At 55.2% G+C, this 25,705-nt stretch carries 24 protein-coding genes and 2 pseudogenes; 11 read left to right on the top strand and 15 right to left on the bottom strand.

Going from position 1 to position 25,705, the window contains the following annotated elements:
• Nucleotides 1-62 precede the first annotated feature (62 nt).
• From AC1DM5_RS26910 to AC1DM5_RS26900, 3 genes are all read right to left on the bottom strand, one after another.
• Nucleotides 63-1,877 carry a hypothetical protein gene (locus tag AC1DM5_RS26910; protein ID WP_477976097.1) on the bottom strand — a complete coding sequence of 605 codons (1,815 nt, stop codon included), beginning with the start codon at nt 1,875-1,877 and terminating at the stop codon, nt 63-65.
• Nucleotides 1,878-2,087: 210 nt separating this feature from the next.
• On the bottom strand, nt 2,088-2,279 hold the full coding sequence (locus AC1DM5_RS26905) for a hypothetical protein (protein WP_477976095.1): 192 nt from the start codon (nt 2,277-2,279) through the stop codon (nt 2,088-2,090).
• Between the two features lie 67 nt (nt 2,280-2,346).
• Complete coding sequence (locus tag AC1DM5_RS26900) at nt 2,347-3,408, bottom strand: acyltransferase family protein (protein ID WP_477976093.1); 1,062 nt, start codon at nt 3,406-3,408, stop codon at nt 2,347-2,349.
• 131 nt (nt 3,409-3,539) lie between these two features.
• On the opposite strand from AC1DM5_RS26900, the gene AC1DM5_RS26895 reads away from it, so the two are divergent.
• Nucleotides 3,540-3,701 (top strand): glycosyl hydrolase 108 family protein, encoded by a 162-nt coding sequence (locus AC1DM5_RS26895; RefSeq protein ID WP_477976091.1) that lies wholly within the window; start codon nt 3,540-3,542, stop codon nt 3,699-3,701.
• On the opposite strand, the gene AC1DM5_RS26890 is transcribed toward AC1DM5_RS26895, so the two are convergent.
• The gene (locus tag AC1DM5_RS26890; RefSeq protein ID WP_477976089.1) at nt 3,652-4,032 is read right to left on the bottom strand and encodes a DUF4376 domain-containing protein; all 381 of its coding nucleotides are present in this window, start codon (nt 4,030-4,032) and stop codon (nt 3,652-3,654) included. The genes AC1DM5_RS26895 and AC1DM5_RS26890 overlap by 50 nt on opposite strands.
• 139 nt (nt 4,033-4,171) lie before the next feature.
• Between AC1DM5_RS26890 and AC1DM5_RS26885 the strand changes: the two are divergent.
• Nucleotides 4,172-4,432 (top strand): annotated as a pseudogene (locus AC1DM5_RS26885) (integrase core domain-containing protein); the annotation flags it as partial.
• A gap of 613 nt (nt 4,433-5,045) precedes the next feature.
• Here AC1DM5_RS26885 and AC1DM5_RS26880 read toward each other — a convergent pair.
• On the bottom strand, nt 5,046-6,005 hold the full coding sequence (locus AC1DM5_RS26880) for a glycosyltransferase family 2 protein (protein WP_477976087.1): 960 nt from the start codon (nt 6,003-6,005) through the stop codon (nt 5,046-5,048).
• A 48-nt stretch (nt 6,006-6,053) separates the two neighbouring features.
• Between AC1DM5_RS26880 and AC1DM5_RS26875 the strand changes: the two genes are divergently transcribed.
• Entirely contained in the window at nt 6,054-6,563 is a 510-nt protein-coding gene (locus tag AC1DM5_RS26875) for a GNAT family N-acetyltransferase (protein ID WP_477976085.1), read from the top strand.
• 34 nt (nt 6,564-6,597) lie between these two features.
• Here the strand turns inward: AC1DM5_RS26875 and AC1DM5_RS26870 are convergent, their stop codons facing one another.
• Both AC1DM5_RS26870 and rfbB read right to left on the bottom strand, forming a co-directional pair.
• Nucleotides 6,598-7,290, bottom strand: a complete 693-nt coding sequence (locus AC1DM5_RS26870) for a WbqC family protein (RefSeq protein ID WP_477976083.1) — start codon at nt 7,288-7,290, stop codon at nt 6,598-6,600.
• Complete coding sequence (rfbB, locus tag AC1DM5_RS26865) at nt 7,287-8,339, bottom strand: dTDP-glucose 4,6-dehydratase (RefSeq protein WP_477976081.1); 1,053 nt, start codon at nt 8,337-8,339, stop codon at nt 7,287-7,289. The genes AC1DM5_RS26870 and rfbB overlap by 4 nt, the downstream gene beginning before the upstream one ends.
• Before the next feature lie 619 nt (nt 8,340-8,958).
• Here rfbB and AC1DM5_RS26860 point away from each other — a divergent pair.
• The 8 genes and pseudogenes from AC1DM5_RS26860 to AC1DM5_RS26825 form a co-directional block, all read left to right on the top strand.
• A complete protein-coding gene (locus AC1DM5_RS26860) occupies nt 8,959-9,786 on the top strand; it encodes a class I SAM-dependent methyltransferase (protein WP_477976079.1) in 828 nt (275 codons plus the stop codon).
• 2 nt (nt 9,787-9,788) lie between these two features.
• Entirely contained in the window at nt 9,789-10,568 is a 780-nt protein-coding gene (locus AC1DM5_RS26855; protein WP_477976077.1) for a phytanoyl-CoA dioxygenase family protein, read from the top strand.
• A gap of 7 nt (nt 10,569-10,575) precedes the next feature.
• On the top strand, nt 10,576-10,962 hold the full coding sequence (locus tag AC1DM5_RS26850; RefSeq protein ID WP_477976075.1) for an EamA family transporter: 387 nt from the start codon (nt 10,576-10,578) through the stop codon (nt 10,960-10,962).
• 48 nt (nt 10,963-11,010) lie between these two features.
• Nucleotides 11,011-12,651: a hypothetical protein gene (locus AC1DM5_RS26845; protein WP_477976074.1), complete on the top strand. Its 1,641-nt coding sequence runs from the start codon at nt 11,011-11,013 to the stop codon at nt 12,649-12,651.
• A 37-nt stretch (nt 12,652-12,688) separates the two neighbouring features.
• On the top strand, nt 12,689-13,579 hold the full coding sequence (rfbA, locus tag AC1DM5_RS26840) for a glucose-1-phosphate thymidylyltransferase RfbA (RefSeq protein ID WP_477976072.1): 891 nt from the start codon (nt 12,689-12,691) through the stop codon (nt 13,577-13,579).
• A complete protein-coding gene (gene rffA, locus AC1DM5_RS26835; protein WP_477976070.1) occupies nt 13,576-14,721 on the top strand; it encodes a dTDP-4-amino-4,6-dideoxygalactose transaminase in 1,146 nt (381 codons plus the stop codon). The genes rfbA and rffA overlap by 4 nt, the downstream gene beginning before the upstream one ends.
• Nucleotides 14,718-16,817: a hypothetical protein gene (locus tag AC1DM5_RS26830; RefSeq protein ID WP_477976068.1), complete on the top strand. Its 2,100-nt coding sequence runs from the start codon at nt 14,718-14,720 to the stop codon at nt 16,815-16,817. The genes rffA and AC1DM5_RS26830 overlap by 4 nt, the downstream gene beginning before the upstream one ends.
• 157 nt (nt 16,818-16,974) lie before the next feature.
• Nucleotides 16,975-17,151, top strand: a pseudogene (locus tag AC1DM5_RS26825) (transposase); the annotation flags it as partial.
• A 287-nt stretch (nt 17,152-17,438) separates the two neighbouring features.
• Here the strand turns inward: AC1DM5_RS26825 and AC1DM5_RS26820 are convergent.
• The 8 genes from AC1DM5_RS26820 to AC1DM5_RS26785 form a co-directional block, all read right to left on the bottom strand.
• Nucleotides 17,439-18,392, bottom strand: a complete 954-nt coding sequence (locus tag AC1DM5_RS26820; RefSeq protein ID WP_477976066.1) for an NAD-dependent epimerase/dehydratase family protein — start codon at nt 18,390-18,392, stop codon at nt 17,439-17,441.
• Between the two features lie 434 nt (nt 18,393-18,826).
• Entirely contained in the window at nt 18,827-19,087 is a 261-nt protein-coding gene (locus AC1DM5_RS26815) for a hypothetical protein (protein ID WP_477976064.1), read from the bottom strand.
• Nucleotides 19,088-19,165: 78 nt separating this feature from the next.
• Nucleotides 19,166-20,266 (bottom strand): acyltransferase, encoded by a 1,101-nt coding sequence (locus AC1DM5_RS26810; protein ID WP_477976062.1) that lies wholly within the window; start codon nt 20,264-20,266, stop codon nt 19,166-19,168.
• Nucleotides 20,267-20,311: 45 nt separating this feature from the next.
• A complete protein-coding gene (wecB, locus tag AC1DM5_RS26805; RefSeq protein ID WP_477976060.1) occupies nt 20,312-21,442 on the bottom strand; it encodes a non-hydrolyzing UDP-N-acetylglucosamine 2-epimerase in 1,131 nt (376 codons plus the stop codon).
• Between the two features lie 44 nt (nt 21,443-21,486).
• Nucleotides 21,487-22,494, bottom strand: a complete 1,008-nt coding sequence (locus tag AC1DM5_RS26800; protein ID WP_477976058.1) for a polysaccharide biosynthesis protein — start codon at nt 22,492-22,494, stop codon at nt 21,487-21,489.
• The gene (locus tag AC1DM5_RS26795) at nt 22,487-23,377 is read right to left on the bottom strand and encodes a dTDP-4-dehydrorhamnose reductase family protein (RefSeq protein ID WP_477976056.1); all 891 of its coding nucleotides are present in this window, start codon (nt 23,375-23,377) and stop codon (nt 22,487-22,489) included. Before AC1DM5_RS26795 ends, AC1DM5_RS26800 begins: the two co-directional genes overlap by 8 nt.
• Nucleotides 23,374-24,606 carry a glycosyltransferase family 4 protein gene (locus tag AC1DM5_RS26790; protein WP_477976054.1) on the bottom strand — a complete coding sequence of 411 codons (1,233 nt, stop codon included), beginning with the start codon at nt 24,604-24,606 and terminating at the stop codon, nt 23,374-23,376. The genes AC1DM5_RS26795 and AC1DM5_RS26790 overlap by 4 nt, the downstream gene beginning before the upstream one ends.
• On the bottom strand, nt 24,607-25,659 hold the full coding sequence (locus tag AC1DM5_RS26785; protein ID WP_477976052.1) for a glycosyltransferase: 1,053 nt from the start codon (nt 25,657-25,659) through the stop codon (nt 24,607-24,609).
• Nucleotides 25,660-25,705: the final 46 nt, after the last annotated feature.

Below are 25,705 nucleotides of genomic sequence, written 5' to 3'. Positions count from 1 at the left end.
CCTGACCGGGAGATACCCTTTTCAACTCGCTGTTAAGAAATCCGATGATGGGTTGCCGTGGATCAGGCTGCAGCAGCAACCGTCATTGGCTTGCCCGCCTCGCAGGGGAATGGCTGCGTTGCGTTATCGACAATAGTCTTCGTCTCATCGTAGATGCCGCCCTTGATGTACTGGGCAGTGGTCGCGCCGACGCAGGCCGGAACCGTGATATCAATATGCGTTGCATCAACGCGAACTGCCGAAGTGATCGTCTTCGCCCCACCGCTATCCGCCACGTAGAAGCCCGAAATTCCGGTCGCGGGTGTGAAGTCGTTACCACCATTGGGGGCGTGCTCCACTGTCGCGCGGATCACAGTTCTGCTGCCGTCAGTGAACTGATAGCCTGTGATCCTCGGCCCACGGATATTCAGGTTCAGCGACGGTTTTAGAGCCATGGCAGTAATGTTTGCCAGGCGCGGTGACAACTTCGCCTGAACCTGATCGGTCGCCCAATGTACGGTATCGACGAGAACCAGGTCTAGGGAGGCGGAAACGAACTGAATGGACGGATCCTCCTCACTGAGCTCGATCTGCGCCTGGCGCACCATATCCCAACCGATATCATAACTATTCACGGTGGTCTTATGGAGCGAAATGACCACGGATTTTACAGGAGCGTGCCCCGCTGATGCAGTGGTCTCTGCGATCATGCGTTTGATACCGTCCTTGTATTTTTGGATGGTCGTCGAATGATAGAGGGGATCGCCGACCGTTCCCGAGAACGTCGAAGCGCCATGTTCGAGACCGACGCTTTCCTGCTCACCGATGACAATTTGCAGGACATAAGGAAGATGCTTGCGAGGATGAGCAGCGATCGCAGTCTTGGCTGTTTGCATGTTCGGACCGACGGACAGATCCTGCTCCAGCCAGTAGTTCGTCGGCGAGCCCATCGCGCAGGCAGCCTTCTGAACCGCAGAACCGCCCATCGCGGTCACATTGAGAGCCGTGGACGGCATCTGACCGTGGTAGGAGTTGCTGCCGAGGAGCTGCTTGAGGCGCACGCGATACTCATTCGAACCATTGAGCGTTGTGCCGGCGTTGGATTGTCCTTCGGTGACGGTGCTTCCCTGAACGGTTTCGACTGCTTCGTAGTAGCAATCCCAGGCATCGCCAACGTTCTTCATGAGATTGAGGAAATCGGCATCAGGAATCAGAACGTTGTTCCAGACATCCTGCTCATACCATTCGACATTCGCCGTATTGCCGCCGTTGTTATAGGAGCCGACCCACATTCTGACAGCATCGAGTTCTGTCGTGGTGAAATCGCTCTCGAACATCTTCTTCGAGCCAAGGAAGCCAGAAACCCTCGTGCCGTCAAACTTGAGGCCGACTACGCGGCGACGTGCACCACTGAAGTCCGTGGAGCGCTCAAAGAGCATCTTCATATCATCATTGAGGACGCAAAGACCGCCGTAGGTCAGATCGTTGGAAATCGTGTTCTCGGTCTCAGCGATCGACAGGAATTCGGTATTTGCCGAACCGAAGCCGAGCATGGTGCCGTTCGTGTTGGTGCCAGCTGAAGGTACGGTCGGTGAGGTCGCAAAGGCCGCGCCGCCGAATCCGAGCACCGTAAAGGCCATGATGACTGACAATTTATCGCCAGTACCGCCGATGTTGAACGGGCCGGTAGCATCAGCGGTGTTGGTAGTCAGGCCCTGCAGGTTCCCCGTCGGCTTGAAGGCCGGCCGCTTGCCTGCGTTCGCATTCGCCGCGCGAAACATGCGCGGCCCACCGGTCGAAGAGGTCGGCTGCAAATTCAGGGAGCCGTATTGGTCATAGGCAATGCGTGTTCTCAGTTCGGTGTTACCCGAAAGTGCGGTTGCAAGTGCACTGCTCACGGCACAGCCGGATCTGATCTTCAACCGACTTGTCGTTCTGCAGGTCGGATGAGTATCGGGCATAAATTGCGGCACGCATTACGGCTTCCTCGCAGGCTCTTTGTCTTTACTGTTCTGATTAGCCGGTGGGGGAAGGGCAGCGTCAAGACGCGCCTGACGCCTTGCGAGGGCCTTCACGAAGGCAATGAGGGGGCTTTCTGTCTCCATCGCCTAGTTTTCCCCGTTATCCACTGAGTTATCGACAGGTTGCGCGTCGAAGAACGCCAAGCCCATTTCGAGCAACGCGACGGTCAAAGTCCGATCGCTGCCGCCGCAGGTTTCCTCAGCAAGCGCCTGACGAAAGGCTGCGAGTGCGCCGTCAATGCTGGAGGCACTCACCCTCCACGACATGATCGCAGCCACGCTCAACTCATCCACTCGAGCTGATGAACTCCTAGCCCCGGAGACATGAGAGCCGAATTTGCGGGAGTTACGCTTTCTTCAGCCCGCGTTGATCGGGATCTGGCCAAACCTGTAAACTGAGTGTCCTTGCGACGCGGCGGGACACGTCTATAGCAAGAGTGTTCACCGGAGAGAGCGCATAGGCTGCTGCGAAGGCAATAAGCAGGACAAGCATCTGTACGGAAAACCCATGGCTCGATCCATATCGCAGCATCAAGGGCGAACCAACGATCATCATCACGGATTCGTGGACGAGGTATAGAGGAAAAGAGATGCGCCCTAGTTCAAGGGACAAACGCGAAGACACAAGGCTTCGCAGTTGTGGCGTCGAAGCGATCGCAGTCACAAATGCGACAGCGCCTAATATTATGCCAACATTTACGGTCCACGGGAATACAAACGGAGCGGCGCAGCTGAAAATGAGAAGGATCGCCGCTACCTTCGTGGGTAGAACCCGCAGATGACCTCTTGACCACAGATCGGCCATCAGGCTTCCGATCACGAAAAGAGAATAATAGCTTCCGGCTAAAACGAGTATCATCGACATCAGCGCTAGAGACGGCAGCCTCATGCGCGCTGGTATCAGCCATGAAAGAGCCAGAACAACGAACGATCCGATTAGTTCGATGCTCATCGTCCATAGGGGCCCGGCGTAGCTCGCTGCGTAACTGAAGTTGAAGAACACATCAAAGAGCGAGAAACGAAACAGGTGAAACCATGTAGGGACCGTAGATACCACTCCCCCAAACGGAGGGTATCTCTCAGCGGCCGGGGCCAATATCCCGCTCACGGAGGCGAGATGCACGAGCAGACACACTGGAAAAATAGGAATAACGAGCCGAGGGTACCGCCCGACTGCCATCCTTAGTAGCACCCTGCGGTCTCCGCTGGCGAAGAATGGCATAGACAAAGCAAACCCGGACACAATGAAGAACACGAACACCGCATTCGTGGCATTGAACGGCAGAAAAAACTTCAAGTAGTCGCGGCTGAAATCGCTCGTCGGGAAGCCGGCGCAGAATAAATGGTACAGCAGCACAACAACGGCGCCCCAACCTCTCAGCCCATCTAGGAAGTGTTGCCGCTCCAACTGCCTACCTCTTGAGGTTGCCTAACACGGGTTGTTCTGCCTCACAGGAAGCAAGTTCACAACCCTATAACGCTGCGTCGAAGCTTTAAGCAGTTCCTCTCTCACCATTTTCAAACAATTCGGAGCCTTCAATGCCGGTCAATCCTGCAAACGAATTCTCGCGTTCTCTCGCCAAGGTGCTGCAGAGCGAGGGCGGCTATAGTGATCAAAAGGATGATCCGGGCGGCCCCACCATGCGCGGCGTTACCCAGCGTGTCCAGCGGTTGCCATCGCGATCATGGCTTGCTGATTGAGGGTGAAGAATCTGCCGTCAGAGCCTTTCCACTTTGTGGTGAAGGTCGATCCAATCACTGTTGCTGCCAACGCTCCGTTGCCAATCTTCGACTGACTATCGGAGTCTGTCGCGACTTCGTGACCTTGATAACTGAAGCCGCCGGTCTCGATTGAATATCGTTTGGCAGCGGCGTAAGCTACGAGATCGACGGCAGGAATGGATGGCGGTGTAAATTCGCCGTTTGTGTAGCTGCTACCTTCAACAACACTTTCATCGCAGACGACAAGCGCACCTACGATATCGGCGTGGAAGCAATCTTTGATGTCGAGGCCGTCCAACCTTACCGGCATCTACACCTGGGATGCCGAACATCAGATGCCGAACGGATTTCGCTCGCTCCGTCTTCCAGCTGGGCGGCAGCGGGTCGCATAAGTTCTCAATCCGTTCCTCCTCAGCGTACGATTTCGCACTGCTCTTGTTCCGGCCCCTCTCTGGGCCTATGCGAAGGGCGTCACGCTGGACTTTTCACGCCCTGGCAAACCGAATGATAACGCCTTCATCGAGGCGTTCAACGGCCGCTTTCGAGCGGAATGCCTGAACCAACACTGGATCCTGACCCTTGCTGACGCGCGCGAAAAGTTGGAAGATTGGCGTAGAGACTACAATGAGGTTCGGCCACACGGCGCGACGGGTAACAAGGTCCCGATCGCGCTGATGAATCCGGGAAACGTAACCAGCCCGCTTCCCTGACTGAAGCCGGAAAACTCCAGCCACTGCTGGCCCAACGTTTTGGGGCGGTTCAAAACTGCCGATGCTTTAAACACAGCTGGATGAAAGTTCTGTGGCAGGTCATTCCACGGATCGCGCGAAGTTTGGTGCAGCGGTAAGTAATCTGCGCGGCTCTCGAACACAGACGACGTTGGTGACCCGATTGCGTTGCCGGATCTTCGCGACTATTTGATATCCCGGTTGCCCGGTTTGTCGCCGATCGTGCCCATGATGGATCACCAAGTCATGGTCTGCTGGCGGAACGCCTTGCTGCGAATGCCTAATGGTCATTCACAACCCAAAACTGCTGCCGCTCGCCCGCCGCTCCGCATTCGATGCATCAGCTCGCGACCGGCAAATTGCCGAATCACAAGCGAATGGGCCGGCAAGTCTCCACCGGCTACAGTCAACGCAGCAGGGCGGGCGCAAATAGGCCGATGGAGGGCCGTCATTGAGCCGGCACTGAGAGCGAGGACCTTCGAAAATCAGAATCAACGTTTATTTTCTCAATCGGATGACTGAACTCGGCCGTGAAAAGTTCGAACGCACCGTGTGAAATCTGTCCGAGCGAGAGGGTATTTCGAATAAGGTGCTCCTAGTCGGGCCGGTGCGCGACTTCGGGCAAGGGGTCGACACGGTGGGTTTCGGCGACGACGTAGAGTGGGCGGCTGAGGGTCTCTTCCAGCAATCGCTTCAGGTAGAGACCAACGATGGCGATGCCGAGGAAGAGGATCGAGAACAATAGCAGCATCAGCACGATCATCAACGAGATACCAGGCGGGAACCGACTTCCCAGAAAGAGGTATTGGAAGGTGATGACCGCCGAGTAGATAAACGTCGCCAAAAACGCAAGGGCGCTGGCAGCCATGAAAAATGTGGAAGGAATGTTCGTATATCCGATGAGATAGTCGCCAGCCAGGCGAAGGCGCTTGCCGAAAGTGTAGGAAGAGACCTGACCCTTTCGGCTTGGCAACTCCACCAGGAGCGTTTCGCTCGTGAACCCCAATCCGGCAATCAGCGGTCCATAGACCGGGCGGCGTTCGCCGTACCTCAGGATCGCCCCCAGCACATTGCGGTTGAAGCCACGCATGGTGGCCATATTGTTGGAGGTGCGTGTGCCCGTCAGGTAGGATGACAGCCGATGGAACATGCGGGAGGTGACGCGTCCGTTGCGGTTGTAATTTTCCGAATAGGCGGTGAAGCAGACATCGGTGCCACCCTTCAGTATCGGCAGCATCTCCTTGATGACCTCCGGCCGCTCCTCCAGATCGGCGTCCATCATAATGACGTACTGACCGGCGGCGGCGGCGAAGCCGGCTTTCAGCGCAGAATGCTGGCCGAAATTACGCGCAAAATTCAGTCCGCGTACCCGTTCGTCCGGGTGGGACGAAATGATTGCCCAGCTCGCATCGACGCTACCATCATTGACCAACAGGCACTCGAAATCACCGGTGCAGCATTGCTCGCATGCTGCGATAATACGATCCAATAATTCAGGAAGAGTGGAAGCATTATTGTAGACAGGAACAACGACGCTCAGTTCTAAGCTTGACATAACAGAATTGCACCTTTCAGGTGACGATCGATAGCGAACGGTAGTGTGATGGCAGTATTAAGACCCCTGGAACTTTCCGATCTAGTAGCACTCAACGGCTGGCGCAACAATCGCGCGTTGACAATGCAGACGCACGGGTTCCGGTTTCCCATCAGTCTGGAAATGGATCGCGAGTGGTACAGGCGCACGATTTTGGAGGCCGCGCCGGCAATGGCGGTCTTCGCGATCCAGGACGAGACAGGCGCGGCGGTCGGACTGGCGCAGCTCAACGGCATCGACCTTGTCCACCGGCACGCCGAGCTCGGCCTTTATCTGGGCGAGAGCCGTGTGCGGGGTCAGGGATTGGGCACGGCGGCGGTCGGTGAGTTGTGCGCCTTCGGATTCGATGATCTCAACCTACGGCGTATTTTCCTGCAGGTTACCGTTGGCAACGAACCGGCCATTCGCAGCTATCGCGCGCAAGGATTCACCGAGGAAGGCGTGTTGCGCGAGCATTATTTCGCCGATGGACGATGGCATGACGTCATGATGATGGGCCTGCTGCGCCAAGGGTCCTAGAAACCACGTTTGCATCACGCTTGCAGCGCCCTCGCTAAGCGCGATGACGCCCCAGCATCGCGGCCGTATCGGACGCGCCGCAATTGAGGATCGTGTCGATAATGCTGACCCCGTGCTCGAAGTCGCCCCAGAGCTGCGAATAGCTGGGATAGCCCAAATAATCGAACCATTCCACTGCGATACCGGCTTTCGCGAACGCCGCTTCGTCGAGATAGGACCGTGCGGCCGGGCCGCTGATATAGGTATCCGCGCCAAGCTTGACGCAGATATCGACAAGCCGCTCATTGCGGTCCCCATGAACGTCAATGTCCAAAACGCTCTTTATAGGCGTCCCGATGCCGAGCATCCGGCAGAGTGTGGTGACGAAATGGGCATTAACCTCCGACAGCGTGCTCAAGCCGGCCGCTTCGTAAGCCGCGGCTAGCTCCGCTTCATGGGCTTTGAAGTGCGGCGCACGAGCATAATTGGCCTTGATGGCCTTCCAGTGCTTCACCGGCCAGCGCTGGTCCGTCACGCGCACGTCGCATATGCGCTGGTCAATGCCTTGGCTAACCGGTATCGTCAGCCATTGCACACCATTGGGTGTCTTGATCTTGTTGCGGTTGCGCCAGTCGTTTTTGGTGTATTGAACATCGTCGTAGAAGACGAAGGTATCGACGGACGCGATGAGGTCGAAATATCCCTTCCATGGAATATAATTGGACTGGACGATCGCGACCCGAGTCATCGCCCGTCTCCCTTCCGGCCCTCCACACGGCCACGGGCAGCTGACACCCAGTCGGAATTGTCAAGATACCAGCGAACGGTGCTCCGCAATCCGTCATCGAATGTATGGCTGGGGGTCCAGCCGAGCTCTTCACGCGCCTTGCGTGCATCCATCGCATAGCGGAAATCGTGGCCGGCCCTATCCGTCACGAAGGTGAGCAGCTTGCGACGGGGAGCGCGCGCCGGAGCGGGGACCAGTTCATCGACAAGATCGCAAATGGTTCCGGCCAATTCGAAATTGCTGCGCTGGCACTCGGAGGACAGATTATAGGTCTCGCCGGGGCGACCCTTGGCCAAAACCGCACGAATCCCGGCGCAATGGTCGGCCACGTGAATCCAATCCCGGACGTTCTCGCCGTTGCCGTAGATAGGAACCGGCGCATGCGCCAGGGCGCGCTCGATGACGACAGGGATAAGTTTTTCGGGAAATTGGCGCGGGCCGTAATTGTTGGTGCAATTAGTCGTCAGCACGGGCAAGCCAAACGTATGGAACCATGCGCGCACCAGGTGATCCGACCCGGCTTTCGAGGCCGAATAAGGGCTGTTGGGCGCGTAGTTGGAAGCTTCAGTGAACGGGGCATCGCCGGCGGCAAGGGTTCCATAGACCTCGTCGGTGGAAACATGGAGGAAGCGAAACGCCGCCGCCGCGTCGGTATCGAGTTGTTGATGGAACAAACGGGCCACCTCTAGAAGCGTGAAGGTGCCGACCAGATTGGTCTGAATGAATGCCGCGGGCCCTTCGATAGACCGGTCGACGTGACTCTCGGCCGCGAAATGCACGATGGCGCGCGGGCGATACTGTTCCAGGAGATGCGAAACAAGTCTCAGGTCGCCAATTTCGCCTTTGACGAAGATATGGCGGTGGTCATCGGCAAGAGACGAGAGATTTTCGGGGTGGCCAGCATAGGTCATGGCGTCGAGGGTAACGACCTGTTCGTCGCTCAGTTCCAGCCAGTCGAGTATGAAATTTGCCCCAATGAAGCCGGCACCACCAGTCACTAGAATAGTCATAAACGGACTTTTCCTACACTTCTGCGGCTTAGATTTTCCTCAGCCCGTTCGGCGTTTTATTAGCGTTCAGTATATAGATTGTCTAGGCTCGGCACGAAACTTTTCCGTTGCAGGTCGCCTTTGTACCGGTCAACTTGCACGAAAGTGCTGGCGAAGATAATCTCCGCTTGACCAAATAATGGAGCGCACCAAATCACGCGCCTAGTCCGGGTCACGTCCTTATTATAAAGGGCGTTTTGCATTTGCCAGATGGCCCCTTCGGACGCAATCCATCGCTTCCGCATCCAACCACAGAGCGGAGCAAACCGCATCTCGGGCGCAACCGGCGGGTTCCAATCAACGCCATCGCTGACACGGATGGCCCGCCCGCAAATAGGATACAGGCAAGATGCAGACCAGACCGGCAATCCCCGCCGTGTACCGCATCCGCCCGGAAAATCAGGATCGCACATCGAATGAGGCATGCTCCAAAAAACCAGGGGTTTGGTAGCGGCCTCCTAGACATGTTTCGGCAAATTCGTTAGAGCCTGACAATGTTAACGCGAGTTGGACATGTCGAGGACCCATCGACTGGGAGACATGATGCATATCAAAGCGGAACGGGTGGGATCGAATAAAAATGAACAACGTTATTGACGCGAACGTAGCCGTGCACACTGCGCTTGCGGACACCTACAACACTGACGAGCCGCATTTTCGTCCCGAGAACCAGCGCAAGGTCGCAGGCCGGATCGAGGCATTGCGTTCCCGTACTGGCGGCGATCGCCTGCTTGATTTGGGATGCGGTACGGGCTTCATCATCAATCTTGCCAAGGCGCACTTTAGCAGGATTGACGGTGTCGATATTACGCCCGCTATGCTGGCAAAGGTCGACACGTCCGGCTACGACATCCATTTGCATGAAGGACGGGTTGAGAACCTGCCGTTCGAGGCCGACACATTCGATGCGGCGACCGCATATTCTTTCCTGGACCATCTGGAAAATCCGGCTGAAATGGTCAGGGAAGCCGCGCGCGTGCTGAAACCGGGCGGCGAACTGTATATCGACCTCGTACCGAATCGGCATTACTGGCAGACGCTTTCCGCATCCGATCTTCACGGCGCATTCAATATGTCTGAATTCGCAATGCGCGAACATCGGATGGTGACGCAGAATGACAAGCGCGTTGAGGAGGAATACGGCATTCCCGCCGAGACATTCCGGGCCGCCGAGCCGGCCAAGGAGGGTCAAGGTGTCGATCCGCTGGCCTTCCAGGCATTAGCCATCGCGAACGGGTTCGCCGAATGCGAGGTGCATTTCGATTGGTTCCTGGGCAACGCCAAGGTGCTGCATCAGCAGTCGGAAGACGATGCCCGGGTCATCGACGCTTACCTGCATGAATGCCTTCCCTACTCCATGCCGCTATTCAAGTATGTCTGGTTCGTTCTGCGCAAGGCGGGAGCTTGATCATGAGCGATGTGTTTGAACGAGCGCTCGAGCAATACCGCGCCAAGGGTTTTGCGATGGTGCCTGACGTGGTGGACCGTGCGACGGCCGAGCGAATGCGCACCGCGTTGACAAAAGCCATCTCTGTTCAGGACGAAACCTGGGGCGCGCACCCGAACTACATTGACGCGGGGATGGTCCACAACCCCATGATCCATGATCCGATCTTTTTAGAGCTTTTTGCCAACGACCGGCTCAACCAGATCGTGGAACGGGCGCTTGATCCGCACGCGATCCTCTATGCCTTCACGTCGTCATCCATGCCCCCACAAGGAGGCAACTACTCAGTGCGCATCCATGTGGATTCGCCACGTGTGATCGAGAACTACCCGACCAATTTGGGTGTCGTGATCGCCCTTGACGACTTCACGCTCGACAACGGAGCGACGCACTATCTGCCGGGCTCGTTCGAGCGGCGTGACGCGCCGGGCGAGGATGAGTTTTTCGCCAATGCCGAGCGACCACTCCCAAAGATCGGCGATGCGGTCTTTTTCAACGCCCGCACGTGGCATGCAGGCGGCAGCAACGCCACCAGCGCATACCGCCATGCCATTACGATGAATTTCTGCCGCGCATACATGCGCCAGCGTTTCGATTATCCGCGTATGCTCGGGACCGATATGCTGGACCAGTTGGACGAACGTTCCCTCGTGCGACTTGGCTACCGCGTCCGCACGCCGGTGGATCTCGAACAATATTATGTGCCGACAGAAAAGAGACTTACTTTCCCCGGACAGGGATAAGGGCGAGATGACTTCCCACGCCATTCACTATCTTTTTCTAACTGCGTCAGTCACCCTGATGTCGTCGGTGCAAATCATCTTGAAGTACCGCATGAGTACAGCTCACGGCCCTGTACCCTCGGGTTTTGCCGACCTGTCCCGGTATATAATCGGTTTCCTGCGTGACCCGTGGATTTGTGCCGCCGCCCTGTGCGTCATAAGCGCTTCGTTTCTTTGGTATTACGCGTTATCGCGATTACCCCTCAATGTTACATTTGCATTCACGGCGCTCAGCTACCCGATCGTTTTCTTGGTTAGCTGGCTTGCTTTCAAGGAAAGCATCGGTTTCACCGTTGCTCTGGGCTACCTCGCTATCGTGGCTGGCATTATGCTGATTGGCTGGGGAACAGAATAAGTTTCCATGAGCGATGATTGCGAGATTAGGGCAATGGACGCTACGGGAATGACAAAGACCGCACCATCGACCGATCGTCTTTCGCAACCCGGCTGGCGAAGTGTTGCTTGGAACCTGCGCGCACCGCTCACCATCATTGCCTTCGTTTCCCTGCTTTATTCCATTGCCATTCCCAAGTGGGAAACGAACGATGACGTCATGATGGCGATGATCGCCCATGGCTATGGCTTCATAACAGACGCTGATCCGCGCCTGCTGTTTTCCAGCGTAATCTGGGGTCATTTGGCACAAGCCATGCCGTCTTTCTTCGGCATACAAGGCTATTCGTGGCTGACCATAGCAACATTGACCCTTGCCGCCGTTACCTATCTGTGGGTCATGGAGCGCAAGGCCGCTTTTTTTATCGTCGCCACCCTTTTTGTCGCCGCCGTTTTCGTGCGCCCTCTCCTCTTGCCGCAATTCACCATCGTCTCCGGGCTGATCACCGGAGCCGGTATCATGGCATTGTTGAACGCACGAAATAGCCGCCGACAGACACTTTGGCTATGCTTGTTTGTCCTGTTCGTCAGCGCCGGTTTCTGGATTCGCTGGCGCGAATGTGCGATGATCCTGATCGTTTTCGCGCCGATCCTGATCGATGGCGGATTATTGCGTCGCCGCGCCGTCCAGGCCAGCCTCGTCGCACTTGCCGTTACCCTGGCCCTATCGACTTATGTGGACGACACCGCTTACGGAAACCCGCAATGGCGAACCTTCGAAGCGGCCAATGCCGCACGCGTCCCTTACACTGACAACCGCCTCGGCACCCGTCTGGCTGGCAAAACTGAACTGCTGAAACAGTTCGGCTATTCCACCAACGACGTGAACATGATCTCCCGGTTCTTCTTTGTCGATCAGGACCAGCTTCGGCCGGATCGGCTGAACGCGCTAACCGCCTCCGTTCCGCCGGCCAGCGACATCGACTTCAAAATGCAAGATGGGCTGGAGGGCCTGACGGCGCTGGCGGACCCGGCAATTGTGGGGATGGTGATTGCCATCGGCGTCCTGCTTCTGCTGCGCCCCAACTGGCGCGTCTTGATGTCCACGAGTTTGTTTTTAATAGCAATTTTCGCACTGGGCTTTACGGGACGCCCCGGCGCGATCCGAGTTTATTACCCCGTTATCGCCCTTCTCCTCGCCTGTGCCCTGATTCTTCCCGGACGACGTATCATACCGATCCCATCGGCATTAGCCTGGCCACCCCTACCGTTCGTCAAAGCGGGCCTGATGGCAGCACTCGTCGCGCTCAACTGCGCGATCTTGTATCCGACCGCCAAACAGAACAACCTCCTCGACAGCTATGCTCGGCGCGATCTGCCATATTTTGACGGCGAGTTGATCTACATCTGGGGCGCGGCGATGGAGTTCGATCGTTTCTACCCGCTCTGGACTTCGCCAAAACAACCATCGAACCTGTACGCACTTGGGGTCTCCTCCTTTGCGCCCTATGCCGTTCCGTTCCAAGCCGTCGGAACGGGAAACGATCTATATTCTCGGCTGAAGAATGGCCTGGAAACGCCCTTCATCGGCTATGACGAGCTTTGGACGCATATCGACACCTTCTGTCAGGAAAGGTTCGGCACGCACCTTCAGCGCTCCGACTACGAGGTGGGTATGCTCGTCCATATCCAAAAGATCAGTTGTCGTTAGAATTGAAAAAATGCCGCTGGGCAGCTAAGAGGTCGTGATGAAAGCCATTGTTCTTGCTGGTGGCCGTGGCACACGGCTTTATCCGCTCACACTTGTCACATCCAAGCAGCTTCAGGCTGTCTATGACAAGCCGATGATCTATTATCCGCTCACGGTGCTCATCGCCGCCGGGGTCCGCGAATTCTGCTTGATCTCCACGCCGGAGGACCTGCCCCGCTTTGAAGCGCTGATGGGCGACGGCAAGCAGTGGGGCGTGTCGATAGAATACCGCCCGCAGCCAAAACCGGAAGGCATCGGGCAAGCCTTTCTGATTGCGGACGATTTCGTCGGGGGCGATCCGGTCACACTCGCGCTCGGCGACAACATCTTCGTCGGTGGCAGCGCGGTTCCCGATGCTATGGCACGCTTCGACCACGGCGCCATGATATTCGCTTACAGGGTTAAAAACCCGTCCGAGTACGGCGTCGTCGCTTTCGATGGCGCCGGCAAGGCCATCTCGCTGGAAGAAAAGCCAGCCCGGCCAAAATCGAATTACGCCGTCCCCGGCTTCTACATCTACGATGGCCAAGTCGTCGATATCGCCAAGAGCATGAAGCCGTCCGCCCGGGGCGAATTGGAGATCACCGATATTAACCGGGTATATATGGAACGCGGCGAACTTCACGTCCACCGCCTGTCGCGCGGTTTCGCATGGCTTGATGCTGGGACAAGCGGCGCGCTCCAGGAAGCTGCGGCCTTCATCGAGACCGTCGAGCGCAGACAGGGCATCAAATTTGGCTGCCCGGAAGAGGCTGCGCTGCAGCGGGGGTTCCTAAACGGCGACGCGTTCGAGCGCCTCATCGCGACGATGCCCGGCTGCGAATACCGCTACTACCTGGAAACAGTTCTTACCGAGCATCGTCTGCTGGAGCAAAGTGGTAAAATATGAGCGCGATCGGAAACATCATGTTTACCCGCCCGAATCTGGCTGGCGAGGAGGTCGACTACGTCAGGCAAGTTCTGGAGGGAACACATCTTTCCGGCGATGGCGCCTTCACGCACCGTTGCCACGAATGGCTGGAGCGTGAGACCGGAACCAAGCGAGCCCTTCTCACCCATTCCTGCACGGCTGCGCTGGAAATGGCTGCCTTGCTGTTCGACCTTGCCCCCGGTGATGAAGTCATCATGCCGTCGTTCACGTTCGTATCGACGGCGAACGCGGTGGTGCTGCGCGGCGGAGTTCCGGTCTTCATCGACATTCGCGCCGACACACTTAATCTAGACGAGACGCTGCTGGAGCAGGCGATCACTCAGCGCACCAAAGCGATAATGCCGGTCCACTACGCCGGGGTTGCGTGCGAGATGGACGCGATCATGGAGACCGCCCGTCGTCACGACCTGCGCGTCGCTGAGGACGCCGCACAGGGGTTGATGGCCTCTTATCGCGGCCGCTCGCTCGGCACGATCGGTGACGTCGGCGCGCTTAGTTTCCACGAGACGAAGAATATCGTCTCCGGTGAAGGGGGTGCGCTGTTGGTCAATGACCTCCACCTCGCCCACCGCGCCGAGATACTGCGCGAGAAGGGGACGGATCGTAGCCAATTCCTGCGCGGAGAGGTGGACAAGTACACTTGGCAGGATGTCGGCTCCTCGTTCCTGCCAAGCGAAATCCTCGCGGCCTTCCTCGCGGCGCAACTCGATCAGGCACAGGCCATCACCAAGCGTCGGCTCGATATATGGAACCGCTATCACGAAGCCTTTGCCGATGCCGAAAAGGCGGAGCGCCTGCGTCGCCCGGTCGTGCCGGCCGATTGCACACACAACGGCCATATCTACTATGTCCTGTTGCCCGACAACGCTCTTAGAGATGAAGCGATGGCGACGCTGCGGGAGGTGGGCATCCGTTCGACCTTCCACTACGTTCCGCTACATGATGCGCCTGCCGGCCGTCGATACGCCCGCGTTGCGGGGCAAATGACCGTGACGAACGACTTGCCGCACCGGCTCTTGCGTCTGCCGCTGCACGGCGCCTTGACCAACGACGATCAGGATCGCGTTATCGACGCGCTGCTCAAGGTCCTTTACAGATGATTTCGGAAGATAGCCCGACCTATCCGCTGCAAACTCGGCTGCGGAGCCTTTGCTTGGCGGGCTGGCCGCTGGAAGTTGCGATCGCGTTCGCGCTTTTCTTCGTCGGTGGCGTTCTCGCTTATATCGTCACGAAGAACGCACCGTTTCTCTTCTTCTATCAAAACCAAACGCCGGAAATCATCTATGCGGCATGCGGCCACGGCTATCGCCACCCCGGCGAATTGCAGGGGCCGATCATCGACTTTGTGATGCTGCGGACGCCAACCTTCAACTGCGCCGACCTCCAAGGCCTTGATGCACTGAAGCCGCCGACGTTGTTTGCAACGCTCCAGATGTATCTCGGGCAGACCATCGCTTTCATATGGCACGGGCCGCAACTGACCTATGCCGGATTATGGCCGCTGACCGCAGCAGCCTACGCGATCTATTCCGTGGGCATCTTCGTTTTGCTGCGGCTCTTTTTTCCGCTGCTGCCTGCGACGGTAGGGGCCGGGATTCTAACGTTCTCGCCGATCGCCCTTTCCATCCTGACCTCGTTTCGTGATTTCTCCAAGGCGCCATTTGCGATCTGGGCGATCGTCCTTTTCCTGCTGACGATTCGCGCGAAAAGCTTCTGGTCGGGCATTGCCTGGGCCGTGCTGGCTGGCGTGGTCGTTGGCATCGGCGCCGGTTTCCGCGTCGACCTGCTTGTGCTCGCGGCCGTGATCGTCGTCGCGCTGCTCGCGGTCTGGGGTTTCAAAGCGTTTCTGCACAGGGCGTTGCGTGCCGCCGTGTTCGTTGCCACCGTCGCGATTGTCGCCCAGCCCGTCTTCGACATACCGGATACCGGTGGCAACGGGACAATCATCAGCCAGGGCCTAAGCGAACCCTTCCGCCGTTTTCTCGGTATGGAAGGTGCATCTTACATTCTTGGGCACGCCTACCTCGATGAACTGACCATGTCGTCGATCGCCGCTGTAGAGCGAGAACGGACGCCTGATTGGGATGCCAAGGAATCGAAGGGTTATTACGACGTCAGCCAGGTGCTGAAGGTTTCACTGCCCCACGTACTGGGCTGGCTCCCCTACTTCTCGGCCGATTTCGCGACGCAGGGATTGAAATCGGCAAGCTGGGTGACAGCTATGCCCACATTGATCGCTACGCAGCGCCAAGCCTGGGACCCCGGCGGTCCCGTCCGCTCCAGGCAAGACCCGTCGCAATGGCTGGGCTCCTTGTATGATGCCATAGGACAGCCATGGCTGATCGGGCTGACGTTGATTGGCCTCTTCCTATTTGCGTGGCGCGAAGCGGCTTTGCGTCCAGACACGGTCGTCAGCACCCTTCTGTTGATGGCGGGACTTTTGGCCATGCCGGTCGCGCAATTCTCGGTGCGACACATTTTTCATCTTGAGTTCTTCTGGGTCACCGCGCTGCTCGCCTTGTTTTCCACGTGGCCGGTTCGTGAGCGGCTGCGTAGTGTCACACCTTGGTTCGCGCGTAGCACCGTGGCCGTGCTGATTTTGGGCGCATCGATCTATGGCGCGTCCATTGCCTATCAGGACCGAGTTCTCCCGGTCGCGTTCGCGAACCTGCTCGCCCTCCCCCGAGAGCCCGCGGCGCCCCTCGACAGGCAGGTTGGCGAAGACGGCAAACCGCTAGGCTCGTTTGCAGTCGCCGTCCCGGAAAACCGCCGCGAGATAATCGCAGCTCCGCAGGACGCACTCGCCGACCTGCTACCGATACGAGGGCTTGCATGGGATGTCCGTGCGCAGGCCGACAGGCTGATTTTGACTCTGGATGGGTGCGCGCCCGGCACCTATGCGATCAATGCCGCCTATGAAAAAAGACCTGGGATATGGCAGCCGCTCGACTACACGGTTCCGTTGGATGTCAGCGCCAACGGCCCGACACAGGTGCTGCTGCCGGCATTCTATAGGCCAACGCAGAACCTCGCGCGCGTCACCGTCACTCCGCTTTCGCCTGGCTGCGATGCGCGGCTCGAACGGATCATCGGCCACACGCCGCTTCCACCGCATCTTATCGCATGGTTCCCGCCGGACTGGCGCGACAGCTGGAAGCGACGCGGGTTTGGCGGCTTCGGTCACGCGCCGCCATAGCGCACGCCGTTTTTGCCGGGCAGATAGCTCGTGGAGCTTCCTGGTCGTGAGAACCTCCAATGTACTCTCCATGGAGAAACTCCCGTTGCTCGTCCATGGATAGGCGATCACAGATCAGGATCGGCGGGACAATGTGGGAGCGGAACACCGGTTACCGATGTCGTCGTTCGCCCGTGGGATTTGTCGCGATGTGGAGGCGGTTCGAGCGGCCTTGACGATGCCTTGGAGTACCGGCCCGGTCGAGGGGAAGATTAACAAGCTAAAGCTCATCAAGCGTTCTATGTACGGAAGAGCTGGGATGGACCTCCTGCGCTCACGCATCATCGGAACCTGAGTTGCACCGAAATTGCGGAAGAGCCCCTCTTTTCCGAGAAGTTCGCTGTTTATAGTACTGGCTAGCAGTAAAGATTCCACAGCGATCCGCCCGGTGAGTTGAGGACGGATTCGCCGAGCGGTTCCATTACCTACCTATCCCTTAGCGTGACGTTGCTAATGAGCTCCAGAGCATGAGCTACACACGGCAAACCATTCAAAACCCACCAAAGCCAACATTGTTCATCTGTGCGGAGACTTAGCCCTCAGCCACGTTGACTCTGCTTATGGATCCCCAGCATGCGCAATTTAATCGTCGAGGGGAAGTTCCCTTATCGCGTCTCTGGTTGATATGGATTCCACGCCAAGTCGAGTGCGCATTAGCGAGCTATCCACCTGAAAGGAGCTTAGCAACTTTTCGATTTCTCGTCGCTTACCTGTGACAGTACCACATAGGAACAGCAATGTCTTCGGGATGTAAAATAGCCTCAGCTTCACACCGGCTGCTTCGGCTAAAGACGTAGTGAGCTCGGATGTTGACAAGTCTTCGCCATCGGACACCAAAAGTGTCGTCCCCGCTGATTCCGGGGCTATAGAAGCGTGGTAAATAATTTTGGCCAAATGTTCTACATGTACAAGGCTTCGTTTGTTATCAATGCGACCCAATGGAAGGGGTAAACGGCTCTCAACGAGTTTTAATAGACGTTCAAGATTTCCAGGATTGCCGGGACCATAGACCAGAGTTGGTCGCAGAATAACGAGTTCCATGCCGAATTTCTCGCAAATAGCGGCGATTGCTAACTCCGCCTTGTATTTGCTGATGGCATATTCGCTCACCGGGTGCGGAGCATGCAGCTCTGTGAATGGCACTTCGGAAGCTTCCCCCATTACGCCCGCAGAACTTATAAAAACGAAGCGCTTGACGCCCATCGCAGCCGCATTTGCGGCAAGCCTAGTACTTGCCTGAACATTTATCTTGTCGAACTCAACGGCCGAATCGTTTGGTGCCTCATCGGTATTATGCGCTCTTGCCGCCAGGTGAACAACGAGACCGCACTTGTTAAGGTGGCGGCGCCAATCCGAAATTTGAGCGATATCCCCAATTGCTTCGTATTCGAGATAAGCATGCTCTGTAGCGGCGAGGTCAGATCGTGAACGAACAGCTGCTCGAACATGCCAACCCATTTTTAGAAAATACTCTACGGTAGAACGGCCGACAAAACCGCTAGCACCGGTTATAAAAACTCTATTCGCTATCACCACTGGGCGGCTCTCAAAAATCCATTGGATAGGAGTTGATCAGGATCACAACGAAAATTCCAGTCGCGGCTATCCGCGCCTTTTAATAGGTATAGTCATCCGAACCATCTTCGGTACGTTTCTCGTCAGCCAAAAGTAAATACGCGAAACAAAAAAAGCTCACAATATAATCGAAGCTCATAAAGACTAGTGTCGCTATTGCGGCAAGGAGCGGACTTATTGACCTTCCGCTTGCGACGCAAAAGAGCGCGTAAGCTATTACCAGAAAAAAAGCGATCATCCCCTTGCGAAGTAAGATACTCAAGAAAAAACCTCCCGATAAAATGGCAGTGGATTTCTCAGCCGCCCGAAGCGTTTTTAGCCCAGACCAGATTCTAAGCCAAGCGAAGATGACTGACGTTGGAATAGCGCGGCGCCGGTGCCTACCACCTTGAGTTCTAATGTTCGCGTCCGCCGCGATTGCTGTTGTGGTCGGTATCAATGTCAGCCAGTTCACCTAGCGGTTTCGGGTTGCGTTGCTCTGGGTCGGGAATGACGTCCCCGCCATCTGCTCCACGTCTGTCAACCGGTGCACAAAACTGACCCTTATATTGGAGTGCGCCCCTGCGGCCCGGATCGTTGGCCTTCACCGTATGCTTACGTAGAGCTCGTGCACCGTTTAAGAAAATCTTGAAACGAGAGGTCGGTGCCATGGGCATCAAAATCTCCTCGATCAAATTGCCGAGAAAATTCTATTTTTGAAGCCAGTTATTTTGCAGGGGGAAGATTACCCCTGCTCACGGCGCCATCCAGCGCGTCAATGCAAAACGCCGAAGGCACCACGCTATTGCGAAACTGATCGCCAGCACAAACCCTGCGGTTGAAATGATCCGGACTAAGGCACCGAATGATGTTGACGCCGGCGTTCCCAAGACATTGTAGTTTGTCCGTTCGAGAAAGATCACATGGACCAGATATATCCCGAAACTGTGGGTGCCTATAAGTGATAGTGCTGCAGTAAGAAGTGGTAGCTGGGATATCCGCCTTCCCAAGTAAAGAAGAGCGACAAAGGCCGATATGGACATTATAACGACATTCGGCGTGGTGTAGACATGGAAACTCTCAACGTAGGTATGGGCAGCAACGCTATAAGCGTCGGTCAGATAGACCGTCACCATTGTGGTGATGAGATACGCGGCTAATGCAATCGCGGCCATACGAGCGCTTGGGGCTGCGCAGTTACGCCTTATCAGGTAACCGGCTACCAGATACCCAGCGCTCCCGAGATTAATGTAGTTACCAATCGGAAACGACCACCCTGTGAGGCTGGAAATGAGCCGCGCTGACAACAATACAAACCACAAGCAGACAAAATACTTCGCGGGAAGGTCTGTGGGCTGGAATAGCCGTCTCAGGAAAGGAAGTAGCAGGTATAGCGCGGCAAGTTCATAAAGAAACCAGAGATGATAAACGACCGCTCCCTGCATCATATCCCGGACAGCGGACAGCACGTCATGGACGGTCGGCCAGCTTCCGTTCACATATACCATACCCACGCGATAGATGACGCTCCAAACGAGAAGCGGTAAAAGCAGTTTCACCATCCGTTTCGGCAGGTCTGACAGGATAGCTGACGGTTTGGTCGCCTCCGTTGATCCGAGCAGCAGATATCCGCTGACCATGAAGAAGAGCGGTACGCAAATGCGTGCCGCCGAATCTATGAGGTTATGGACGTCCCACACCGCAGGCGGTGTGGTCGCTATCTGGTACATTACGGGCGACGACGAGTGCAGCAGTACGACGAGAATAATCGCAATCGCCCGGATGACATCGATCTCATTGAAGCGTTTTGAAGAACTCTTGTATCTTTCGACGCTCGGAGAAATAAGTTCGTCCATCTTCGATTACCTACATGCCCGCGCGCTGGAGATTCTGAATAATTTCTAGGTGCTTTTATGCCAAACTGTTCGATTGACATAATCAACGTAACTTAGCACTACACGCAAAACCTGCTTCGAAACCGGGCCGGCCTCATAATCGCCAACCGTCTTGAAGACGCGGCTTTTTCGGTCATGCTGTGCTGTGACAATCTGCACAGCTTCCAACACACGCACGCTGCTCAGCCCGCTCATAACGAGTGTTCCCACGTCCATACCTTCTGGGCGTTCATGCGCATTTCTTAGTGTAATTGCCGGAAGATTGAGAAGTGAAGCTTCTTCTGTGATGGTGCCACTGTCAGACAGCACGCAGAAGGCCGACATCTGCAGATGAATATAATCAATGAAGCCAAAAGGCTTCATGAAGGTCAACAGAGGATGATCGACCGGCTCACCCAACGCATCCAGACGTTTACGCGTCCTCGGATGGGTCGATATCAAAACCGGATAACCATACCGGTCAGCGAGGTCCTTGAGTGTCTGTAATATATCGCGCAGATTTTCCGGGGTATCGACATTTTCCTCCCGGTGGATGCTGACGACGAAGAATTTTCCAGCTTGCAGCCCGGTTTGCTTCAACACCTCAGAGGCAGCAATCTTCGGCATGTAATAGTCCAGCACTTCCCGCATATGGGAACCGCTCTTGATGATTGTCTCCGGGCGAATCCCTTCAGCGATCAGGTATCGCCGCGCGTGCTCCGTCAGCACCAAATTGATGTCGCTCAGGTGGTCAAGAACCTTACGGTTCAATTCCTCGGGAACCCGTTGGTCAAAGCAGCGGTTACCGGCCTCCATATGGAAAACCGGGATTTTCCTTCGTTTCGCAGCGATAACCGCAAGACAAGTGTTGGTGTCGCCGTAAAGCATAAGTGCATCCGGCTTCTCGCGTTCGAACACTTCGTCGGCCTTTGCGATCACGTCCGCGATTGTCCTGGCTGGCGTCTCGCCGGCGGCATTCAGGAAGTGATCCGGCTTGCGAATGCCCAGGTCGTCGAAGAATACCTGGTTCAATTCGTAATCGTAATTCTGGCCCGAATGAACGAGAACATGATTCACCTGCGTATCGAACTCCGCGATGACGCGGCTCATTTTGATGAGTTCGGGTCGCGTTCCGACCAGAGTCATGACCTTCAGCATTGGCCAAATCCGCTTTCTACTTAAAGATATCTCAGAATTTCATCTTACGAACGAAGTGCGTCTTTAACATAGTCAAGCTTCAGCAGTAATTCTTTGACGCCCGCGATATCCAGACGCTCAGTATTATGGGATGTATAATCGTCAATCTCAGAGATCTTCTGCTCCCCTTCAACAAAATACTTGTTGTAATTCAGATCGCGATTATCTGCCGGAATACGGTAGTAGCGATTCAGATCGTCAGCCTTCGCCATCTCTTCGCGAGCGACGAGGGTTTCGTAGAGCTTCTCACCGTGACGTGTACCGATTATTTTGATTGGATTGCTCGCATTGAAAATATCTTTTAGCGCTGCTGCGAGGTCTTCCAACGTTGAAGCAGGCGCTTTTTGGACAAAGATATCTCCTTGACTGCCGTTCTCATACGCGTGGATGACCAGATCGACCGAATCCTCTAGCGACATGAGGAATCGCGTCATGTGAGGATCAGTAACAGTCAACGGAAGCCCTGCTTTAATTTGGCTTACGAAAAGCGGGATGACTGATCCGCGCGACGCCATTACATTGCCGTAGCGTGTCGCACAAAAAATTGGTCCATCCGACATGATTCTAGATTTTGCGACGACAACCTTCTCTGCCATCGCCTTCGATATTCCCATCGCGTTGATGGGGTAGACCGCCTTGTCGGTGCTCAGAAAGACAACCCTCTTCACGCCCTTCTCGCTTGCGGCGGTCAACACGTTTTCTGTGCCAAGTACATTGGTACGAAGCGCTTCCATTGGATAAAACTCGCAAGATGGAACCTGCTTCAAAGCAGCAGCGTGAAAAACATAGTCGACACCGGTCATCGCTTCGCGAATGCTGTCGTAGTTGCGCACATCACCAATGAAAAATTTCAATTTTTCATTGTTCAGCTCAATCCGCATATCTTCTTGCTTCTTCTCGTCCCGGCTGAAGATGCGGATCTCCTTAACGGCAGTATTCAGGAAGCGGCGAAGGACTGCGTTGCCAAAGGAACCGGTTCCGCCCGTTATAAGCAACGTTCTATTGTCAAACATCTTTGTAGCCTCCGCGGAAATCGGTATTGCGCATTTGTTCGATAAGCTTGCTCCAATTTGCTGCTTTGTAACCGGTGGCGGCGAGAAATTTGGAGGAATTCAGAGACCGGTCAATCACTACGCGATCGTCAGGCAAGATCTTGATATCCTTTTTATATTCGGCGGCAATAAGTCGAAGGAGATCATACTTGGAAATCGGTTCTGCCGAGACATGGAATAGACCTGTCAGACCAGCATTCGGTATAACCACCCTTGAAACAACATCCGCCAGTTCGTTGGTCGGCAAACCAGAGAAAATGGCCTTTGTGAATCCGCGGACCTCGCCTTCTTGCGAGAGAAACCAATCTACGAGGGAATTTGCCGTGGCTAGTTCTCTTCCGATAATTGAGGTTCGCAAGGTGACAGCGTTGTCGTATTCGACAACCTCACCCAGCAGCTTTGACTTGCCGTAGAGGTCATCGGCATCCGCCTTGCTTTGTTCCGAGTAGTTGCCGATCGATCCCGAAAACACACAATCGGTGCTGACATGAATCATCCGCGCGCCCACCAAACGGCAAAGCCGAGCCAATCTGTGCGGAAAAAGGGCGTTTATCGGCAAGGCGACCAAAGGATCCTTAGCTGAGGTCAACTGCTTGATCAGACCGATGCAATTAATCACGACATCGGGCTTAGTGCTCTCGAGGAGGGAAACCAGCGCATCATTGTCTAACACATCGACATTTGCGAGCAGGCACTGCCTCTCGTCTTCCGAAAAGAAGTGAAACTGCGACGCGCTACGCGTCGTGGCTCTCACATGATAAGTGCCGGCCGCATGAAGCCTGCGAAACATCGCACTTCCAAGCATCCCGCTCGCACCGAGGATTAGGACCTTTGCTTTACTCACTGTGACCGCTTCCTCATTCTCGAGTTTAGAATCTCAACCAGTTGCCTAGCTGATTTGTCCAATTCAAAATGATCGTCAAAATACCTTCTGCCGGACATTCCCATATTATCCCGTGTAATGGCTGGCATCGAATGCAAGGTCAAGATTGAATTAGCAAGTCCCTCGCTATCCTCAGCGGCTACCGTCAGACCGGCACCTGAGGCTGATATGAGGCGTGCACCTTCCCCATTCAAAGCACCAACTACGGGCCGCCCAGCCTGCAGATACGCTTGAATTTTGCTGGGTATCGTCATTCCGAGTGACGGATCATCGCGAAGAGTTATCATCAAAACGGAAGCACGTTGGAAGACGGCGGGCATCAGTTTGCGATCAAGCAGACCGGTTAGCTTAACGTTCGAAAGATGCTCTTCCTCCAATCTTCTCGCCAATCTCGCCGCTTCGCTTCCCGTACCAACCAATATTATTCGGATATCCGGGTAAGCTTTCAGCCTTTGGGCAGCTTCAACGATCGTTGGCAAAGCTTGAGCTTTTCCGAGGTTACCGGCAAACACGACGCTGAAACAATTAGACATCAATTCTCGCACGTCATCGGGTAGTCCGGCAGCATCCGAAGCGCGCATGGGCGGTGAGAAATTTGGGAAATAATGGATCTTGGATTGATCGGCGTAGGAAGCCACCGGCTTGGTGAACGCCTCGGATTGTACGAGCAAAGTATCGGAAAAACGATATATCAGGCGTACCATCTTTCCAATCAAAGCTAATATAAATCGATTTCGAATGAAGCCTGTTGATGACAAACTTTCGGGCCAGAGGTCCTGGATCCAAAGCGCGACATGAGCGTTCTTCAACCTGCCAATGAAAATCGCCGGAATCGCAACGGTTATTGGTGAAGTACAGAATACGAACACCACGTCATATTCACGTCCGCGCAAAAGAAGTGGTGTTCTTAACAAGCCCGAGATTGCAAATGACATATAGTTCAAGAACAAAGCCGTCGCCGAACTAGCGCCTCGCGGCCGCAACGGTATGCGAAAGACCTGGATGTTCTCACCAAACGTCTCGCGCTGGATACCCTTTCGTCGATAGCCCGGCGCGATCTTACCAGTCGGGTAATTGGGCTTTCCAGTTACGACAGTTACTGAATGACCTAATTCCGCAAGTTTGAGGGTCAGGTCATTGATTAGGAAACTCTCAGGAAAGAAATACTGCGAAACAATAAGTATTTTCATTTATGCTTCGACCGACACCCACGACGGAAATGGCGAACTAGGATTGGCAACCCATGCATACGTCTCTTCGTACATTTTAATAATTTGAGGCCACATAAATCTGGATTTGGCATAGGTTTTTGCCCGTTCTCCCATTTGGATCAAATCCCGCTGATCCAAATGCACAGCGGTGTGAAGCGCCTGCCTCAATTGATCAACGTTATTATCAACAATCCAACCCACTTTCTCAACCTCAAGTTCCGACCAAGGCGTAGCTCTAGTGGTTATCACGGGAAGGCCGGAAATCATCGCCTCAACAACGGTGATTCCAAAATTCTCGCTATAAGATGGGAGGACGTAGAGCGAAGCGGCATTGTACATATGCCACTTTTCCTCGCCAAAAGCCGCGGGCACTAGCTCGACATCAGCACTATTCGGCATTTCCGCAATAAGGCTCGATATCTTTTGCATATAGCCAGTTTCGCCGAAGCCGGATATCCGCAGGATGTAGCCATTCTTGGCACGCAGATCCCGCCATGCGTTCAGTAGATCCGGAATCCCCTTCTTCGGAGCAATTCGCGAAAAGAAGAGTACTACCTTTTTCTTACGATCAGTTGCGGTACTTGGCGTCGTTGGTGGATTTACGCCATTTGGTATAACAGCGATGCGCCCCCCAAGGCCTAGGTTCCTGAGGTGGTTAAGTTCTTGGCCGGAGTTTACGACAATTAGATCTGCATGTTGCAGAATAGATCTTTGATATCCCCACCAGGCGATACGCTTCTTTATCAACTTGTGGCCAAGCGCCCAAGGTTCGAGCGCGCCATGGGGGCTAATGACAACTTTCGCCCGATGCTTCCTCGCCCAGCGGTAAGCTCGCCACTCGAAGCCCGTCCAAATGCCATGGACGTGAACAATCTTTCCAGCGGCGCACCCTAGATTGTTCAGACCCCGCCCGGCTGTTCCCGCATTAAGGAGATTATAAATATCGGCTTCGGGACTGTTGGCACAAACGAAATTCCTGTTTTCGAACGTTTGACCAAGTCCGGAATGAACGGCCATCGCGACTTCCGCCATGCCCCCTCCTAACCGACTTGCGTCACGTACCATAGTGGTCAGAGAG

The sequence above is a fragment of the Rhizobium sp. 01T437 genome (genome assembly GCF_056398505.1).
The sequence above is the reverse complement of the archived record's forward strand: the minus strand, read 5'-3'. Positions and strand labels throughout refer to the sequence as shown.

What these genes read in the sequence shown, in the direction of transcription:
- AC1DM5_RS26870 (WP_477976083.1), bottom strand. Translation starts at nt 7,290, where the DNA reads ATGACTCGGGTCGCGATCGTCCAGTCCAATTATATTCCATGGAAGGGA.
- wecB (WP_477976060.1), bottom strand. Translation starts at nt 21,442, where the DNA reads ATGCTGAAGGTCATGACTCTGGTCGGAACGCGACCCGAACTCATCAAA.
- AC1DM5_RS26895 (WP_477976091.1), top strand. Translation starts at nt 3,540, where the DNA reads ATGCCGGTCAATCCTGCAAACGAATTCTCGCGTTCTCTCGCCAAGGTG.
- AC1DM5_RS26845 (WP_477976074.1), top strand. Translation starts at nt 11,011, where the DNA reads ATGACAAAGACCGCACCATCGACCGATCGTCTTTCGCAACCCGGCTGG.
- AC1DM5_RS26830 (WP_477976068.1), top strand. Translation starts at nt 14,718, where the DNA reads ATGATTTCGGAAGATAGCCCGACCTATCCGCTGCAAACTCGGCTGCGG.
- rfbB (WP_477976081.1), bottom strand. Translation starts at nt 8,339, where the DNA reads ATGACTATTCTAGTGACTGGTGGTGCCGGCTTCATTGGGGCAAATTTC.
- AC1DM5_RS26810 (WP_477976062.1), bottom strand. Translation starts at nt 20,266, where the DNA reads ATGGACGAACTTATTTCTCCGAGCGTCGAAAGATACAAGAGTTCTTCA.
- AC1DM5_RS26855 (WP_477976077.1), top strand. Translation starts at nt 9,789, where the DNA reads ATGAGCGATGTGTTTGAACGAGCGCTCGAGCAATACCGCGCCAAGGGT.
- AC1DM5_RS26785 (WP_477976052.1), bottom strand. Translation starts at nt 25,659, where the DNA reads ATGGCGGAAGTCGCGATGGCCGTTCATTCCGGACTTGGTCAAACGTTC.
- AC1DM5_RS26850 (WP_477976075.1), top strand. Translation starts at nt 10,576, where the DNA reads ATGACTTCCCACGCCATTCACTATCTTTTTCTAACTGCGTCAGTCACC.
- AC1DM5_RS26790 (WP_477976054.1), bottom strand. Translation starts at nt 24,606, where the DNA reads ATGAAAATACTTATTGTTTCGCAGTATTTCTTTCCTGAGAGTTTCCTA.
- AC1DM5_RS26815 (WP_477976064.1), bottom strand. Translation starts at nt 19,087, where the DNA reads ATGCCCATGGCACCGACCTCTCGTTTCAAGATTTTCTTAAACGGTGCA.
- AC1DM5_RS26800 (WP_477976058.1), bottom strand. Translation starts at nt 22,494, where the DNA reads ATGTTTGACAATAGAACGTTGCTTATAACGGGCGGAACCGGTTCCTTT.
- AC1DM5_RS26880 (WP_477976087.1), bottom strand. Translation starts at nt 6,005, where the DNA reads ATGTCAAGCTTAGAACTGAGCGTCGTTGTTCCTGTCTACAATAATGCT.
- rfbA (WP_477976072.1), top strand. Translation starts at nt 12,689, where the DNA reads ATGAAAGCCATTGTTCTTGCTGGTGGCCGTGGCACACGGCTTTATCCG.
- AC1DM5_RS26875 (WP_477976085.1), top strand. Translation starts at nt 6,054, where the DNA reads ATGGCAGTATTAAGACCCCTGGAACTTTCCGATCTAGTAGCACTCAAC.
- AC1DM5_RS26860 (WP_477976079.1), top strand. Translation starts at nt 8,959, where the DNA reads ATGAACAACGTTATTGACGCGAACGTAGCCGTGCACACTGCGCTTGCG.
- rffA (WP_477976070.1), top strand. Translation starts at nt 13,576, where the DNA reads ATGAGCGCGATCGGAAACATCATGTTTACCCGCCCGAATCTGGCTGGC.
- AC1DM5_RS26890 (WP_477976089.1), bottom strand. Translation starts at nt 4,032, where the DNA reads ATGCCGGTAAGGTTGGACGGCCTCGACATCAAAGATTGCTTCCACGCC.